Annotated in this window: 11 protein-coding genes; 3 read left to right on the top strand and 8 right to left on the bottom strand. The window is 59.8% G+C overall.

What is annotated here, in order from left to right; genetic code table 11:
* Positions 1-374: 374 nt before the first annotated feature.
* The gene (locus BLQ12_RS27515) at positions 375-551 is read right to left on the bottom strand and encodes a hypothetical protein (protein WP_175469908.1); all 177 of its coding nucleotides are present in this window, start codon (positions 549-551) and stop codon (positions 375-377) included.
* A gap of 15 nt (positions 552-566) precedes the next feature.
* Between BLQ12_RS27515 and BLQ12_RS17775 the strand changes: the two genes are divergently transcribed.
* Together BLQ12_RS17775 and BLQ12_RS17770 are read left to right on the top strand one after the other, a co-directional pair.
* A complete protein-coding gene (locus BLQ12_RS17775) occupies positions 567-4,226 on the top strand; it encodes a PAS domain S-box protein (protein WP_092212544.1) in 3,660 nt (1,219 codons plus the stop codon).
* Positions 4,201-5,094: a diguanylate cyclase gene (locus tag BLQ12_RS17770; protein WP_092212541.1), complete on the top strand. Its 894-nt coding sequence runs from the start codon at positions 4,201-4,203 to the stop codon at positions 5,092-5,094. Before BLQ12_RS17775 ends, BLQ12_RS17770 begins: the two co-directional genes overlap by 26 nt.
* Positions 5,095-5,170: 76 nt before the next feature.
* On the opposite strand, the gene BLQ12_RS17765 is transcribed toward BLQ12_RS17770, so the two are convergent.
* The 7 genes from BLQ12_RS17765 to BLQ12_RS17735 form a co-directional block, all read right to left on the bottom strand.
* The gene (locus BLQ12_RS17765) at positions 5,171-6,535 is read right to left on the bottom strand and encodes a sigma-54-dependent transcriptional regulator (RefSeq protein WP_092212539.1); all 1,365 of its coding nucleotides are present in this window, start codon (positions 6,533-6,535) and stop codon (positions 5,171-5,173) included.
* A 72-nt stretch (positions 6,536-6,607) separates the two neighbouring features.
* A complete protein-coding gene (locus tag BLQ12_RS17760; protein WP_175469907.1) occupies positions 6,608-7,702 on the bottom strand; it encodes a sensor histidine kinase in 1,095 nt (364 codons plus the stop codon).
* A 409-nt stretch (positions 7,703-8,111) separates the two neighbouring features.
* Positions 8,112-8,570 (bottom strand): MOSC domain-containing protein, encoded by a 459-nt coding sequence (locus BLQ12_RS17755; RefSeq protein ID WP_092212634.1) that lies wholly within the window; start codon positions 8,568-8,570, stop codon positions 8,112-8,114.
* Between the two features lie 137 nt (positions 8,571-8,707).
* Entirely contained in the window at positions 8,708-9,325 is a 618-nt protein-coding gene (gene metW, locus BLQ12_RS17750; protein WP_217640344.1) for a methionine biosynthesis protein MetW, read from the bottom strand.
* Positions 9,318-10,445: a homoserine O-acetyltransferase MetX gene (gene metX, locus BLQ12_RS17745; RefSeq protein ID WP_092212630.1), complete on the bottom strand. Its 1,128-nt coding sequence runs from the start codon at positions 10,443-10,445 to the stop codon at positions 9,318-9,320. The genes metW and metX overlap by 8 nt, the downstream gene beginning before the upstream one ends.
* Before the next feature lie 290 nt (positions 10,446-10,735).
* On the bottom strand, positions 10,736-11,995 hold the full coding sequence (locus tag BLQ12_RS17740; protein WP_092212535.1) for an O-acetylhomoserine aminocarboxypropyltransferase/cysteine synthase family protein: 1,260 nt from the start codon (positions 11,993-11,995) through the stop codon (positions 10,736-10,738).
* Positions 11,949-12,383 (bottom strand): helix-turn-helix domain-containing protein, encoded by a 435-nt coding sequence (locus BLQ12_RS17735; RefSeq protein WP_226860108.1) that lies wholly within the window; start codon positions 12,381-12,383, stop codon positions 11,949-11,951. Before BLQ12_RS17735 ends, BLQ12_RS17740 begins: the two co-directional genes overlap by 47 nt.
* 145 nt (positions 12,384-12,528) lie before the next feature.
* On the opposite strand from BLQ12_RS17735, the gene epsC reads away from it, so the two are divergent.
* The gene (gene epsC, locus BLQ12_RS17730) at positions 12,529-13,503 is read left to right on the top strand and encodes a serine O-acetyltransferase EpsC (RefSeq protein WP_092212533.1); all 975 of its coding nucleotides are present in this window, start codon (positions 12,529-12,531) and stop codon (positions 13,501-13,503) included.
* Positions 13,504-13,817 lie beyond the last annotated feature (314 nt).

The following is a 13,817-nucleotide window of genomic DNA, read 5'->3' as shown; positions in this document are numbered from 1 at the left end:
TTCAAAAGTTTAGCCCCCGGCAGGGCCGCCGGAGGCATCTTTTCCGGCCAAGCAGGTTACGAATGGGCTTTGTCCCTCGTTCCTCGGGTCAAATCACATCCGCATTTGGGGTGACATAAATTGGAATCATGCATTCAAGGCCTGTTTGTTAAACTTTTCAAAAGTTTAGTCCCCGGCAGGGCCGCCGGAGGCAAAAATCCAAATGCGTCACCCTCCACGGGCCGGCCCCCTTGACCCATGCCCCCGATCCGGCTAAAATATCTACTTACAGGCGGGTATTTAAAGGCCACGACGCGCAACCCCTTGAGGCCCCTTCGCCCTGTGCCACGTACCGCGGCGCACGGAGCGCGGCATGCCAGGCCACACCGTCACCATCACTTGTCTGAAAACCAGTCACCACCCCCATCGTCCTTCTCTTCTCCCCAGGGCTTGACCCCGAGAACCAGGCGCCATCCATTACCGTGATAAAACGCGACCACCTCTCGTGTCAGGTCGCCGCCCTTTTCCACCATCACAAAACGGCGGTTCCGGCGCCACACCAACCATTCCAAGCCATAGGTGGCACCATGTCCCTGAAACCCAACCCGTTGGAGCTGGAAAACCAGGTCAGGCTGCTCGCGCAGCAACGGGACACCTACATGCAGATCACCGAGGAGTTAAAGGAGAACGAACGAAAATACAGGACCATCTTTGAAAACATCGCGGACAGCTACTTAGAGATCGACCTCAAAGGCAACTTCCTCTTCTTCAACCAGGCCTTCTGCAAGCTCCTGGGATACCCCCGGGAAGAACTCCAAGGGAGAAACAATCAGGACTTTCTGGACGAAGAAAACGCCAGGATCGTCTTCGACATCTTCACGGGGGTCTATCAATCAAAGCAGTCGGTCATGGGGGCCACCTGGGAGATGATCCGCAAGGATGGCTCCAAGAGGCGCGTGGAGACCTCGGTCTCCCTGGTCAGGGATGCCAAGGGCGAAATCATCGGGTTTCGGGGGATCGGCAGGGATGTCACCGCCCAGAAAGAAACCGAGCGAATCCTGGCCCTCAACGAGGCCCGCTTTCGCGACATTTCCCTCAGCATGGCGGACTGGATCTGGGAGGTGAACCGCGATGGCACCTACACCTTTACGGCAGGCAACGTCAAAAAAGTCCTGGGCTACGCCCCGGAAGAGATGCTGGGAAAAACCCCCATGGATTTCATGCCCGATGACGAAGCCGGAAAAATAAAGAAAAGCCTTGAAACCATCTTTGCTCAACGGCGCCCCATCGTCGATCTCAAAAACTGGTGCCTGAAAAAAGACGGCACCCGGGTCTGCATGCTGACAAACGGCGTCCCCATCCTTGGGCTCAAAGGCGAGCTGCTCGGCTACCGGGGGGTGGACAAGGACATCACCCGGGACCTGATGGTTGAAGAGAAACTGAAAAAATCCCTGGAAAACACCGAGACCATCATCAACAACCTGCCCATCGGCGTGATGATTGTGGGCAAAGACCATATCGTCCGCCGCATCAACAACGCGGCCCTGAAGATGACGGGCCACGACTCCGATGAAACCATCGTCGGCCACACCTGCCACCAGAGCATCTGCCCCTCGGAAAAAGGCCACTGCCACTTAAAGGAGCTCGGCCATCAGGTCGACCAATCGGAAAAGATCATCATCCACAAAGACGGAAGGCACATCCCGGTTTTTAAAACGGCCCTGGAGGTGGAGCTCGGCGACAGCGAGGTCATCCTTGAGGCCTTCATGGACATCAGCTCCATCAAAAAGGCGGAAAAAAAGATCCGGGAAAGCGAGGCCAGGCTTCGGACGGTGATGGAGACCATCGTGGATCCCGTGGCCGTGTTCAACACACTGGGCCAGGCCACGTACGTCAACCCGGCATTTACCGAGGTGTTCGGCTGGACCACCGAAGAGCTCAAGGATCCGGCATGCCCCTTTATCCCCGAGACCCTGCTCCCCGAGATCCGGCATGCCATCCGCAAGGTGTTGGGGGGGGGCCACATCAACGGCCTGGAGACGCGACGCAACACCAAAACAGGCCGCACCATCGATGTGCGGCTGGGTGCGGCCCTGCTCCAAAATGCCTCCGGAGAGTCCAACGGCATCGTGGCCAACTTCCAGGACATCACCCGGGAAAAGCAGGCCAAAAAAGAGCTCAAGCAGATCAACAGAGAGCTCGAAAAAGCCATCGAACACGCCCACACCCTCACCCAGAGGGCCGAAATGGCAAGCGCTGCCAAAAGCGAATTCCTGGCCAACATGAGCCACGAGATCCGCACCCCCATGAACGGCATCATCGGCATGACGGACCTGGTCCTGGGCACCCCCCTCACCGGGGAGCAGCGGGAGTATCTGGAGATGGCCCAGATGTCCGCCAACGCCCTCCTCGGCCTGCTCAACGACATTTTGGATGTCTCCAAGATCGAAGCCGGCAAGATGGAGCTTGAGACCATCGAGTTCAACCTGCGGATCACCCTTGAAAATGCCGTGAACACCCTGGCCCTGAAGGCCCATGAAAAAGGCCTGGAGCTGGTCTGCCACATTCGGCCAGACGTGCCCACCGCCCTCATGGGCGACCCGGGGCGGCTTCGGCAGATCATCGTCAACCTGGCAGGCAACGCCATCAAATTTACGGACAAAGGGGAGGTGGTCATCCGTGTGGAAAAAGAGAAGGAGACCCCTTCCACAGCAACCCTGAAATTCACCGTCTCAGACACCGGCATCGGCATCCCCCGGGACACTCTGGGCTCCATCTTCCACAGCTTCAAGCAGGCCGACGGTTCCGCCACGAGGAAATACGGGGGCACAGGGTTGGGGCTCTCCATCTCCAGGCAGCTGGTCAACCTGATGGGCGGAACCATCCACGCCGAAAGCCCGAACCCCTTTGAGCCCGACAGCCCCCAGCCCCACCTCTACCGGGGCTCCAGTGAGGGAGGACCGGGAAGTATCTTCCATTTTACGGCCGTTTTCGAGCTGAACCGCTCGGAGGAGACCCCCTCCCTTCGCCTCAACCGCCAGGACCTGGCCGGATTGCCCACCCTCATTGTGGACGACAACGCCACAAACCGGTTCCTGCTCCAGGAGATGCTCACCACCTGGGGCCTCTCCCCCACAAGCGCCGCCGACGGCCGAGAGGCCTTAAGCCTTGCCGCCAAGGCCTTCGAAAGCCAAAAACCCTTCCGGCTGGCCCTCCTCGACATGCAGATGCCGGAAATAGACGGGTTCCAGCTTGCCCGAAAAATCAAAGACGCCCCCTTGGGCGAGCAGATGAAAATGATCATGATCTCATCCATGGGGGAAAAAGAAGACTCCCGGCGCTGCAGGGAGGCGGGGATCTCGGGGTACCTGTCCAAACCCGTGAAGCAGTCGGAGCTTCTCAACACCATCCTGATCACCATGGGCCTCCAGGAGGGGGAAGCTGCAACGGTGGTCACCCGCCATACCGTATGCGACCTTCAACAGCGGCTCAACATCCTGCTGGCAGAGGACAACCGGGTCAACCAGGTCCTTGCCGTGAACCTGCTGAAAACCAAAGGCCACCAGGTGACCCTTGCCGTGAACGGAGGGGAAGCCGTGGCCGCATACCAGCGTGGGGATTTTGATCTCATCCTCATGGATGTCCAGATGCCGGAAATGGATGGTTTCGAGGCGACCCGAATCATTCGCAACCTCTCGGAAAAGGGCGCCAGGATCCCCATCATCGCCATGACGGCCCATGCCATGAAGGGAGACCAGGAAAAGTGCCTGGAGGCGGGCATGAACGCCTATGTCGCCAAGCCCATCAACCCCGCCACCCTCTTCGAAACCGTGGACCGGGTCCTCGGCGATGCCGAAAGCACCGGAAAGCCCTTTGTCCCCAAGACCTTTGACATGGCCACAGCCATGGAAAACGTCCTGGGCGACCCCGGGCTGTTCCGGGAGATCACCGACATTTTTTTAAAGGAGCTTCCCGCCAATCTGGACGAGCTCCGGAAGGCCGTCCTCAAAAAGGACGGACCCGCCATTGAGCGGCTGGCCCACAGCCTTAAAGGCTCGGTGGGGAATTTCGGTGCCGCCGCAGCCCATGACAATGCCCAGCGCCTTGAAATCCAAGGAAAAGAGCACCGCTTTGAGCTGGCAGAAGACGAAGCCGCCACCCTGGAAACATCACTCCATGACCTGGCCCATGAACTCACCCTCACCCTCAAGGGAATGCCCCATGAAAATCATGATTGCCGAAGATGATTCCATCTCCAGGCGCGTCCTCCAGGCCAACCTGACGAAATGGGGCTACGATATCGACGTGGCCGTCAACGGGCGGGAAGCCTTTGAGATGATCACCCAACCCAGCCCGCCCAGCCTTCTCATCTCGGACTGGATGATGCCCCTCATGGACGGCCCCACACTCTGCCGCGCCATTCGGGGCCTGGACATCACGCGCTACATCTACATCATCCTGCTTACCACCAAGGGAGAGAAAAAAGACATCATCCACGGCCTTGAGGCCGGGGCCGACGATTTCCTCACCAAACCCTTCAACCAGGAAGAGCTCAAATACCGCATCCGCATCGGGGAGCGAATCATCAACCTGGAACACCGCATCCTCTTGCTGGCCAACACCGACCCCCTCACCGGCATAATGAACCGCCGCGCCTTTATGGAACGCCTGGACCAGGAGGCGGCCAGGGCCCACCGGGACCAGTCCCACCTCTCCTTTCTCATCACGGACATCGACCACTTCAAGCGGGTCAACGACACCTTCGGCCACCAGGTGGGGGACCTCGTGCTCCAGTGCTTCTCCGACACCCTGAAGGCGACCATACGGCCCTATGATTTTCTGGGGCGCTACGGGGGGGAAGAGTTTGTGATCTGCATGCCGGGAACCACGGGCAGCCAGGTATGGACAGCCGCAGAGCGGTTGCGAAAAGCCGTGGAGGAAAAAGAGATCATCCACCCGGATACCCAGGAGCTCATAAGCATCACCTCAAGCTTCGGCACCGCCACCTGCACCCTGTCCTGCAGGGAAAAGACGGACAACCTCATCAAACGGGCCGATGACGCCTTGTACCAGGCAAAAAAAGAGGGGCGCAACCGGGTGGTGTGCGGAGAGTAAGGGCAGGAAAGAAAAAGAGACCGTCACGGGTCCGGTGGCCGGGAGATTCCCCGGCCGCCGGGCCCGTTTTTCATGATCACGAATCGGTTTGGCCCGAGATGCCGTACTTTTCAAGGCGATAGATGAGAACATGGCGGGGAATGCCCAGGAGACGGGCGGCCTGGGAGCGGTTGCCGCCGGAACGGGACAGGGCCTGGCGGATGAGGTCCTGTTCGAGGTCGGGGAGGCTCAGCCCCTTTTCGGGAAGGCGGAAGGATCCGCCCGGAGAGGCACCGGAGGATCCGGCCAGGGCCAGGTCCGATGTGTCGATGGTGTCGCCGGAGACAAGAATGGCGCAGCGCTCCACCACATTCTTGAGTTCACGGATGTTGCCCGGCCAGGGGTGGGCGGCAAGGGCGCCTGCAGCGCCTTTGGTAAAGGAAAGGGGTCTGCCGGCGTGGGGAATGAAGGTGCCAAGGAAATGGTTTGCCATGGGCACGATCTCTTCGGGGCGCTCCCGAAGGGGAGGAATATGAAGGGGCACCACGCCGATGCGGTAAAAAAGGTCCTCCCGGAACCCCCCGTCGGAAATGGCCTTGGCAAGGTCCCTGTGGGTGGCGGAGACAAGCCGGATGTCGCATGAGATCACCTTCTGGCTCCCCACGGGCTCCACCTCCTTCTCCTGGATCGCTCGCAAAAGCTTTGCCTGGATAGCCAGGGGCAGGTCCCCGATCTCATCGAGGAACAAGGTGCCCCCGTTTGCCGCGCGGAACTTTCCGGGCTGGTCGGACACCGCCCCGGTAAAGGCCCCTTTAACGTGGCCGAAGAGTTCGCTCTCCACGAGGTTTTCCGGAATGGCGGCGCAGTTGACGGTGACAAGGGGGCCGCTGCACCGGGGACTCTCCCGGTGAATCAACCGGGCGATGACCTCTTTGCCGGTCCCCGACTCCCCGGTGATGAGGACAGGGGCCTCGCTGTTGGCCACCCGGCGGGCGGTGGCAACAAGCCGCTCCATGGCAGGGGAGGCCACCACCGGTGCCTCCTTGCCCCGCATGGCCTCGATTTCATCGGTGAGTTCCCGGTTCTTGCGCTGAAGGGACCCCATCTCCAGGGCCTTTCGGCAGGAGAGCCTCAGGGCGTCCCGGCTGAAGGGCTTGGTGATAAAGGTAAAAGCCCCCTGCTTCATGGCCTCCACCGCCATCTCGATGGAGCCGTGGGCGGTGATGACAATGACCGGCACATCGGGGTTGACCTCCTTGACGGCAGCAAGGACGGCCAGCCCGTCCATGCCCGAGAGTTTCACGTCCGTCACCACCAGGTCCACCCACTTCTTCGCAAACAGGGCCAGGCCCTCTTCCCCGCTGCGCGCCTCAAGGACGGAAAAGCCCCCGGTGGACAGGTTGTGGGAGGTCACAGCCAGCAGGCTTTCGTCATCGTCAATTAAAAGCAGGTGACCGGTCATTGGAATTCTCCTGATTGGCTTGACGTTTACCGAAATAATTTCGGCGGATCAGTCGCTGTCCAAGCCCTTGCCTCAAAGGGAGAGACAGGGGAACTTAAAGCAAAATTCCGCACCGCCTTCATCGCGGTTGCGGGCCACAAGGGTGCCGCCCAGGCTCTCGGCAATGCGGCGGGAGATGGGCAGCCCCAGCCCGGTGCCGTCATCACGCCCCGTCACAAAGGGCTCAAAAAGCTTTGGAAAAAAGTCGGGCTCGATACCGGGGCCGTCATCGGCAACGGTCAGGGCACAAAAGCCATCTGCCAGGGTGGCCCTCACGTCAATGCGGCCCCCCTTGCCCACCGCCTCCACCGCATTCAGAACCAGGTTTACCAGCACCTGGGAAACCTTCTCCCCGTCCACCCTCACCTGTTCGGCGTTCTCCTCACACGCCATGGCAAGGCGCACCTGCCGATCCTTCAACCGGATGGACATGGTGTCGTTGACATGCCCCACCACCTCGGCCAGGGACGTCTCCACGCCTTCGTCCCCTTCCTCCCTTGAGATCCCCATGGAGAGCATCCCGGCAAGGGTCTTGTCCAGGCGCTCCGTCTCTTTGATGAGAATCCCGGCAAACTTCCGGGAAAGCCCCCCTTCGGGTGCTTCGTCCAGGATAATCTCTGCGGCACCCCGGATGGCCCCCAAAGGGTTTTTGATCTCGTGGGCCAACGATGAGGAGAGCTCCCCTGCCACCGATCGTTTCTGGCTCACCCGCAACTGATCTTCCAGGCTCAAAAGGGTCCTGGCGTCATCCTTGACCCGCGTGAGAGACTCTTCAAGCTGCCTGGAGACGGTCCGGTATTTCTCGGAAACCCGCCGCTCCTTGCCCGAAATGATCCCCACAAGGATCCCTGCGGCAAAATAGAGCAGCACCTCGGTGAGCTCGCTGCGGTACGTCACGGGGTTCCGGCCCATGTACAGAAGAAGATGGGGAATAAAGGCGATGGAGTTGATCAGGGCCATGAGGACCCCGCCCCGGAGGCCGTAAAACAGAGCCCCCACGGCAATGGGGAAATAGCTGAGGCGCCGCCAGGTGTCGTGGAGGAACATGTCGTGCCCCGGGGTGACAAAATGGAGCACCCCGATACCCACGGAGGACAGGACAAGAAAAAAGGGAAGCAGTCGTTTCATGGGATCCTCGCTGAGCGGCTCGTTTAGGGGAATACCATACATAAAACATAACGATTCAGCTTATGCCTCCGGAGGCCCTGCCGGGGGCCAAACTTTTGAAAAGTTTGACAAACAGGTCTTAAGCAAGCCTTTCCAGGCTCCGCCGAAATAACTTCCACTTTTTCACATTAGAAACGTTTTTTGCGGAGCTTTTTTTCAAAAAAGCGACCCGCCGGAGGCAAGCTGAATAGTTACAAAAAGTTTAATAAACAGGTTTTAAAAACAGATTCAGTATAATCTGAATCAGTGGCGAATGTGATTTTCCCTGAGGAACGAAGGGGAAAGCGCATTCGCAAGCGGCTTTCAAGGTGGCACACCTTGCCGCCGGAGGCAGCTTTTGACGTTTTTCTCTGAGCCCTTACCTCCTGCGCTATACCGCACCCACAGAAACGGCATCCCCCACCCGAAGGGTGCCGCCTGCAAGGACTTTACCGAAGATCCCCTCCCGGGGCATGATGCAGTCTCCGGCCCGGTGAAAAATGGCGCAGGGCTTGTGACAGGTCTTCCCGATCTGGGTGATCTCAAGGACCACGGCATTGCCCATGGCCACCCGGGTGCCCACCGGTACCTTCAGCCAGTCGATACCCTCGGTGGCCACGTTCTCGGCAAAATCGCCGAAGCCCACGGTGAGCCCCTTGGCCACCATGGTCTCGATGCCTTCCCGGGCCAGAAGACTCACCTGGCGATGCCAGGGACCGGCGTGGGCGTCGCCTTCGATGCCGTGGTTTTCCACCACGGTCACCTCGGAGACGCAGGTCTTGGGGATGCCTTTTTTTGTGCTGACGGCAAGGGAAACCACCTTGCCGGTCTGGTGCGGTGCCTGTGTCATGATGGCCTCTCGTTCGTACATGAAGGGTTCTGTTAGACTGCTGGAATAATGAACCAGACAATGATTCGACAGCCTGCTTTCAAGGTGGCACACCTTGCCGCCGGAGGCATTGTTTTTTATACTTTTTTCCTGCAGCCTTATCGCCCGATGAGGTAGATCCCATAGGTTGCCCGCAGGTTGGGCAAAAACCCCACCTCGGTGCCGGTGACGCGGATGTCCCGGGAGTTGATGGTCGCCTCCTTGCGAATGGAAAACCCCACCTCCCCTGCGAACCGGCGAAAGTCGTTCAAGGAGAGCACCCGGATGTTGGGGGTGTCGTACCATTCGTAGGGCAGTTCCCGGGTTCTGGGGACATACCCCGAGGCAAGCATCTGGAGCCGGATCCGCCAGTGGCAGAAGTTGGGAAACGAGACCACGGCGTGTTTGCCGATACGCAGCATCTCCCGGATCAACCCCGACGGGTCGTAGGCCTGCTGAAGGGTCTGGCTGCAGATCACGTAATCAAAAAAATCGTCGGGGTAGTCTTTGACCTCCTCGTTCATGTCCCCCTGGACCACGGTGAGGCCGCGCTCGATGCACCGGGCCACCTGGGCCTCATCGATCTCAATGCCGGTCTCCACCACTTTCTTGTGGCGCTTCAGGGCATAAAGAAGATCGCCGTCCCCGCAGCCGAGGCCCAGGACCCGGGTCCCGGGCCGGACCCAGGAAGCGATGATGGACAGGTCGTAGCGCAGGTTTCGCAAGCTCTCAGGCATGGTCCCCCTTTCCCAGGAATCCGGTGAGAATGGTGGTAAGGCGATCGCTGGGAAGGAGAAAGGCGTCGTGGCCGCAACTCGCCTCGATCTCGCAGAAGCTCACGTCCACCCCGTAACGTTTGAAAAGGCTCACGATCTCCCGGTTCTGATAGGTGGGATAGAGCCAGTCCGAGGTGTAGGACACCACCAGAAAAGGATGCCTCAACTCGGCCATGCGGCCCAAGGCCCCGCTGTCCCGTAATCCCTGTTCAATGTCGAAATAGTCGGCGGCCTTGGTGATGTAGAGCAGGGAGTTGGCGTCAAAGCGGTCCACAAACTTGGCCCCCTGATAGTGAAGGTAGCTCTCCACCTGGAACTCGGCGTCAAAATCAAAGGCAAACTCATCGCGATCCTGAAGCCGCCGCCCGAACTTTCGGTGCATGGCGTCGTCGGACAGGTAGGTGATGTGACCGATCATGCGGGCCACCGAGAGCCCCAGGGCCGGGCTCTCCCCGCCATAGTAATGCCCCTTGTTCCAGTTCGGATCCGAAACGATGGACTGACGGGCTACCTCATTAAAGGCAATGGACAGGGCCGAATGGCGCATGGTGGTGGCAAGGGCCACACCGGAGCCCACACGTTCCGGGAACTGCCTGCACCAGGAGAGCACCTGCATGCCCCCCACCGAGCCCCCGATGACCGCGTGAAGACGATCAATGCCCAGGTGATCCACAAGGGCCGCCTGCACCCGGACCATGTCGCCGATGGTCACCACCGGAAAATCGGTACCAAAGGGCCGACCCGTCTCCGGGTTGACGGAGGAGGGACCGGTGGTGCCCATGCAGCCGCCCAAAACATTGGAGCAGATCACGAAATACCGGTCCGTATCTATGGCCCGACCCGGCCCCACCATGGTCTCCCACCAGCCGGGCGCATCCCCGTCCTGCCCCGACGCCGCATGGGAATCGCCGGTAAGGGCATGGCAAATAAGAATGGCGTTGCCCTTGGCTGCATCAAGGGTCCCCCAGGTTTCAAAGGCCACGGTCACGCCCTGAAGCTCATCCCCGTTTTCAAGGGTCACCGGCCCATCCAGGGTATGCACCTGCTGTCCTGAAGCCCCCTGTGTCACTGCGTGCAACATCGTTTTTTCTTCCCCCACTTAAAGTCTCAAAAAAGCAAAAGCATGCCTCCGGCGGCCCTGCCGGGGGCCAAATTTAAAAAGTTTGACAAACAGGTCTTAAGCAAGCCTTTCCAGGCTCCGCCGGTGACACCCGTCTCTCCTGCGAGGGCAGTTGCCACATGTCACCCTTCACGCGAATGCCCCGAAAACGCCTGCATAACCATGGCCTCCATGCATTCGCCATAGGGTTTCCAGGTGCCCCCACCTGGCCGCCGGAGGCGTTTTTTTATCATCTTTTCAACCGTAGCAACCTATTCCCTGCTTGCTCCGATGGCCTGATCCAGATCTGCGATGATGTCTTCCACGGCCTCGATGCCCACGGAGAGGCGCAGCATGTCGGGGCGGATCCCAAGGGCTGCTTTTTCGTCGGGCTCAAAGGAGACGTACTGGGTGGACCAGGGGTGGATCATCAGGCTCTTGCAGTCCCCGATGTTGGCCAGGTGGTAGATCAGCGAGAGGTTGTCGATGGTCTTTCGGCAGGCGGTTTCGTTTTCAAGGCCAAAGGTGAGCATGGCGCCGAAGCCCTTGCCGCCGAACTGCTTTTCGGCCACATCCCGGTTGGGGTGGCCGTGAAGGCCGGGAAAGTTGACCCAGGCGACCTTGGGGTGAGTCTCTAAAAACCGGGCCACGGCCAGGGCGTTATCAAGGTGCCGCTCCATGCGAAGGGCCAGGGTGTCCAGCCCCACCATGGTAAGGTAGCTGTTCATGGGGGCCTGGGTGGTGCCGTGGTTGATGTGGTGCTCCCGCCAGATGCGATCCAGGAGCGCCAGGTTTCCTCTCTTTTCCACAAAGGGAGCAAAATCGGCGAATTTTTCGGTCCCCCAGTCAAAGGTGCCGCCGTCCACCACCACCCCGCCCGTGGCGTTGCCGTGGCCGCTGATGTACTTGGTGGTGGAGTGCACCACGGCGTCGGCGCCCAGCTCCAGGGGCCGAACCAGAAACGGTGTGCCCAGGGTGTTGTCCACCACCAAGGGGAGCCCGTAGGCATGGGCCAGGGCCGCCGTTTTTTCAATATCCGGCACGTCCATGGCCGGATTGCCAATGCTCTCGATGTAGAGAAAACGGGTCTTCTCCGTGATGGCGGCTTCCATGGCGCCCAGGTCCGTGGGGTCGGCCAGGCGGGCGGTGATGTTGTATTTTTTTAAGATGCGGGTAAACAGAAGCCAGGTGGACATGAAAAGCGAACGGCCGGCCACAAACTCGTCGCCGGCCCGCAACAGGGCCATGCAGGTGTTGCTCACGGCAGCCATGCCCGAGGCCATGACAAGGGCCCCCTGTCCCTGCTCAAGGTCGCTGAGTTTGGTTTCGAGGGCGTCGTTTGTGGGGTTGGAGAGGCGGCCGTAGATATGTCCCCCCTTGCCTGAAAAAGCATCGGAGAGGCTCTCCGCCGTAGGGTGTCTGTGGGAAGCGCTTTGATAGACAGGGGGCAGGGTGGCCCCCTCCCAGGCGTGTGTCTCCTGCCCGCTATGGATCACGCGGGTGGCAAACTTCCGTTTCGAGATGTCGGTCATGGTGTTCTCTCAATCCGAGGAGGGTTGTGTAGTTCAGTACAGGGCAGCTTCGGCACTGCTTCATCTTCTCTTCCCAGGAGATGGCCCCCTGGGTGTCGCAGGAGGTTCCCGAAAGAAACCAGCACATGTCCCCTGCCTGGAATTCCCAGGCAGGACACCTCCTTTTCCGTGCGGGATCGCACCCCTTCACCGTCCAGCAGGGAGAGGCGCTTCGCCCCCGCCTCCGGGCCAGCAGAAAGAGAAGCTGCTTCTCCACATGGGCGGGGACGGATCGCCACCCCTGCTCATAGCTGTGGACCGCCTTCACCGACAGGCCCAGCAGCTCCGCCATCTCTTTCTGGGTTTTGTCCAGCCGACCGCGAATGGCTGCGAACTCTTTACTGTCCATGGATTCTCCGATAAAATTGGTGTCGAGCAACGTTGCCCCAAGCTACCACAATGTGGTATGTACGTCAATCAAGGCCGGGCAGGTATGAGTGCCGCTTGACCCCACCAATACTTCAAACGAACCTTTATCGGAGCATACCAGTCCCATGAATCCATTATACCCCCGGGAGGCAGACCGCTGCCGTTCCGAAAACGAGTCCATCGCCCGATTTCGCCAGCTGATGCCCGACATCACCCGCCGGATCATCGACAGCTGCAACGAGCCAGACTGCTTCATGCACGTGGGCTACGAGCCCATCCCCTCCCGGCACGACGCCAAGAGGATCATCAAGATCGGCATGCAGGTGCTCTTCCCCGGCTACTTTGCCGGAAAAAAGATCGATCCCTTGAACCTGACGTACCGCATCGGGCAGCTCACCACCACCCTTTATGACCTGCTCACCGAGCAGGTGGTGCTCTCCTTCAGGCACGACTGCTACCGCTACAACAAGTCCTGCACCTCCTGCGCCAGCGAGGGCCACGAGGCGGTCCTCGAATTTTTCCGGGCCATCCCCGACATCAAGCGCACCCTGGCCGAAGACGTCCGGGCCACCCGGGACGGCGACCCCGCCGCCCACAGTGTGGACGAGATCATCTTCAGCTACCCCGGGGTTTACGCCATCAGCGTCTACCGCATGGCCCACAAGCTCTACGAGCTCGGGGTGCCCATCCTGCCACGCATCATGACCGAGATCGCCCACAGCGCCACCGGCATCGACATCCACCCCGGGGCCCAGATCGGACAACGGTTTGCCATCGACCACGGCACCGGCGTGGTCATCGGAGAGACCACCCTCGTGGGGGAAAACGTGCGCATCTACCAGGGCGTCACCCTGGGCGCCCTCTCTCTGCCCCCGGGTGCCGGCGAGCACCTCAAGGGCAAAAAGCGCCACCCCACCATCGAAGACAACGCCATCATCTACTCCGGTGCCACGATCCTGGGCGGCAAGACCACCATCGGGAAAAACTGCACCATCGGCGGCAACGTCTGGCTCACCGCCTCGGTGCCCCCGGACACCAAGGTCTTTATCGAAACCCCGGAGCTCATCTACATGGACTCCAACGGGTCAAAAACAAAGTAACGAATAAACGCTCAATAACGTGGGCAAAACATGCCTCCGGCGGCCCTGCCGGGGGCCAAACTTTTGAAAAGTTTGACAAACAGGTTTTAAAATCAATGCCGGCTGGCCCAATGCTGCCGATATGCCTGATTTGCCACAGCCTCTCCCCACGCCCTGGGGGCTGGGAGACGCTGTGGCAACCGGAAAGTTTTTGCGGAGCTTTTTTCGAAAAGCGACCCGCCGGAGGCTGCTTTTGTATGGTTTCTTTTTGCGCCGGCCTTTGATTCAGATCAACGTATGCAGCTTTCGTCCCTGACGCCCGCCGACACCCGCCA

Source organism: Desulfoluna spongiiphila, from assembly GCF_900101345.1.
Taxonomy (GTDB): Bacteria; Desulfobacterota; Desulfobacteria; order Desulfobacterales; family Desulfolunaceae; genus Desulfoluna; species Desulfoluna spongiiphila.
The sequence above is the reverse complement of the archived record's forward strand: the minus strand, read 5'-3'. Positions and strand labels throughout refer to the sequence as shown.

What these genes read in the sequence shown, in the direction of transcription:
- BLQ12_RS17770 (WP_092212541.1), top strand. Translation starts at nt 4,201, where the DNA reads ATGAAAATCATGATTGCCGAAGATGATTCCATCTCCAGGCGCGTCCTC.
- metW (WP_217640344.1), bottom strand. Translation starts at nt 9,325, where the DNA reads ATGCCTGAGAGCTTGCGAAACCTGCGCTACGACCTGTCCATCATCGCT.
- metX (WP_092212630.1), bottom strand. Translation starts at nt 10,445, where the DNA reads ATGTTGCACGCAGTGACACAGGGGGCTTCAGGACAGCAGGTGCATACC.
- BLQ12_RS17760 (WP_175469907.1), bottom strand. Translation starts at nt 7,702, where the DNA reads ATGAAACGACTGCTTCCCTTTTTTCTTGTCCTGTCCTCCGTGGGTATC.
- BLQ12_RS17755 (WP_092212634.1), bottom strand. Translation starts at nt 8,570, where the DNA reads ATGACACAGGCACCGCACCAGACCGGCAAGGTGGTTTCCCTTGCCGTC.
- BLQ12_RS17735 (WP_226860108.1), bottom strand. Translation starts at nt 12,383, where the DNA reads ATGGACAGTAAAGAGTTCGCAGCCATTCGCGGTCGGCTGGACAAAACC.
- epsC (WP_092212533.1), top strand. Translation starts at nt 12,529, where the DNA reads ATGAATCCATTATACCCCCGGGAGGCAGACCGCTGCCGTTCCGAAAAC.
- BLQ12_RS17740 (WP_092212535.1), bottom strand. Translation starts at nt 11,995, where the DNA reads ATGACCGACATCTCGAAACGGAAGTTTGCCACCCGCGTGATCCATAGC.
- BLQ12_RS17765 (WP_092212539.1), bottom strand. Translation starts at nt 6,535, where the DNA reads ATGACCGGTCACCTGCTTTTAATTGACGATGACGAAAGCCTGCTGGCT.
- BLQ12_RS17775 (WP_092212544.1), top strand. Translation starts at nt 567, where the DNA reads ATGTCCCTGAAACCCAACCCGTTGGAGCTGGAAAACCAGGTCAGGCTG.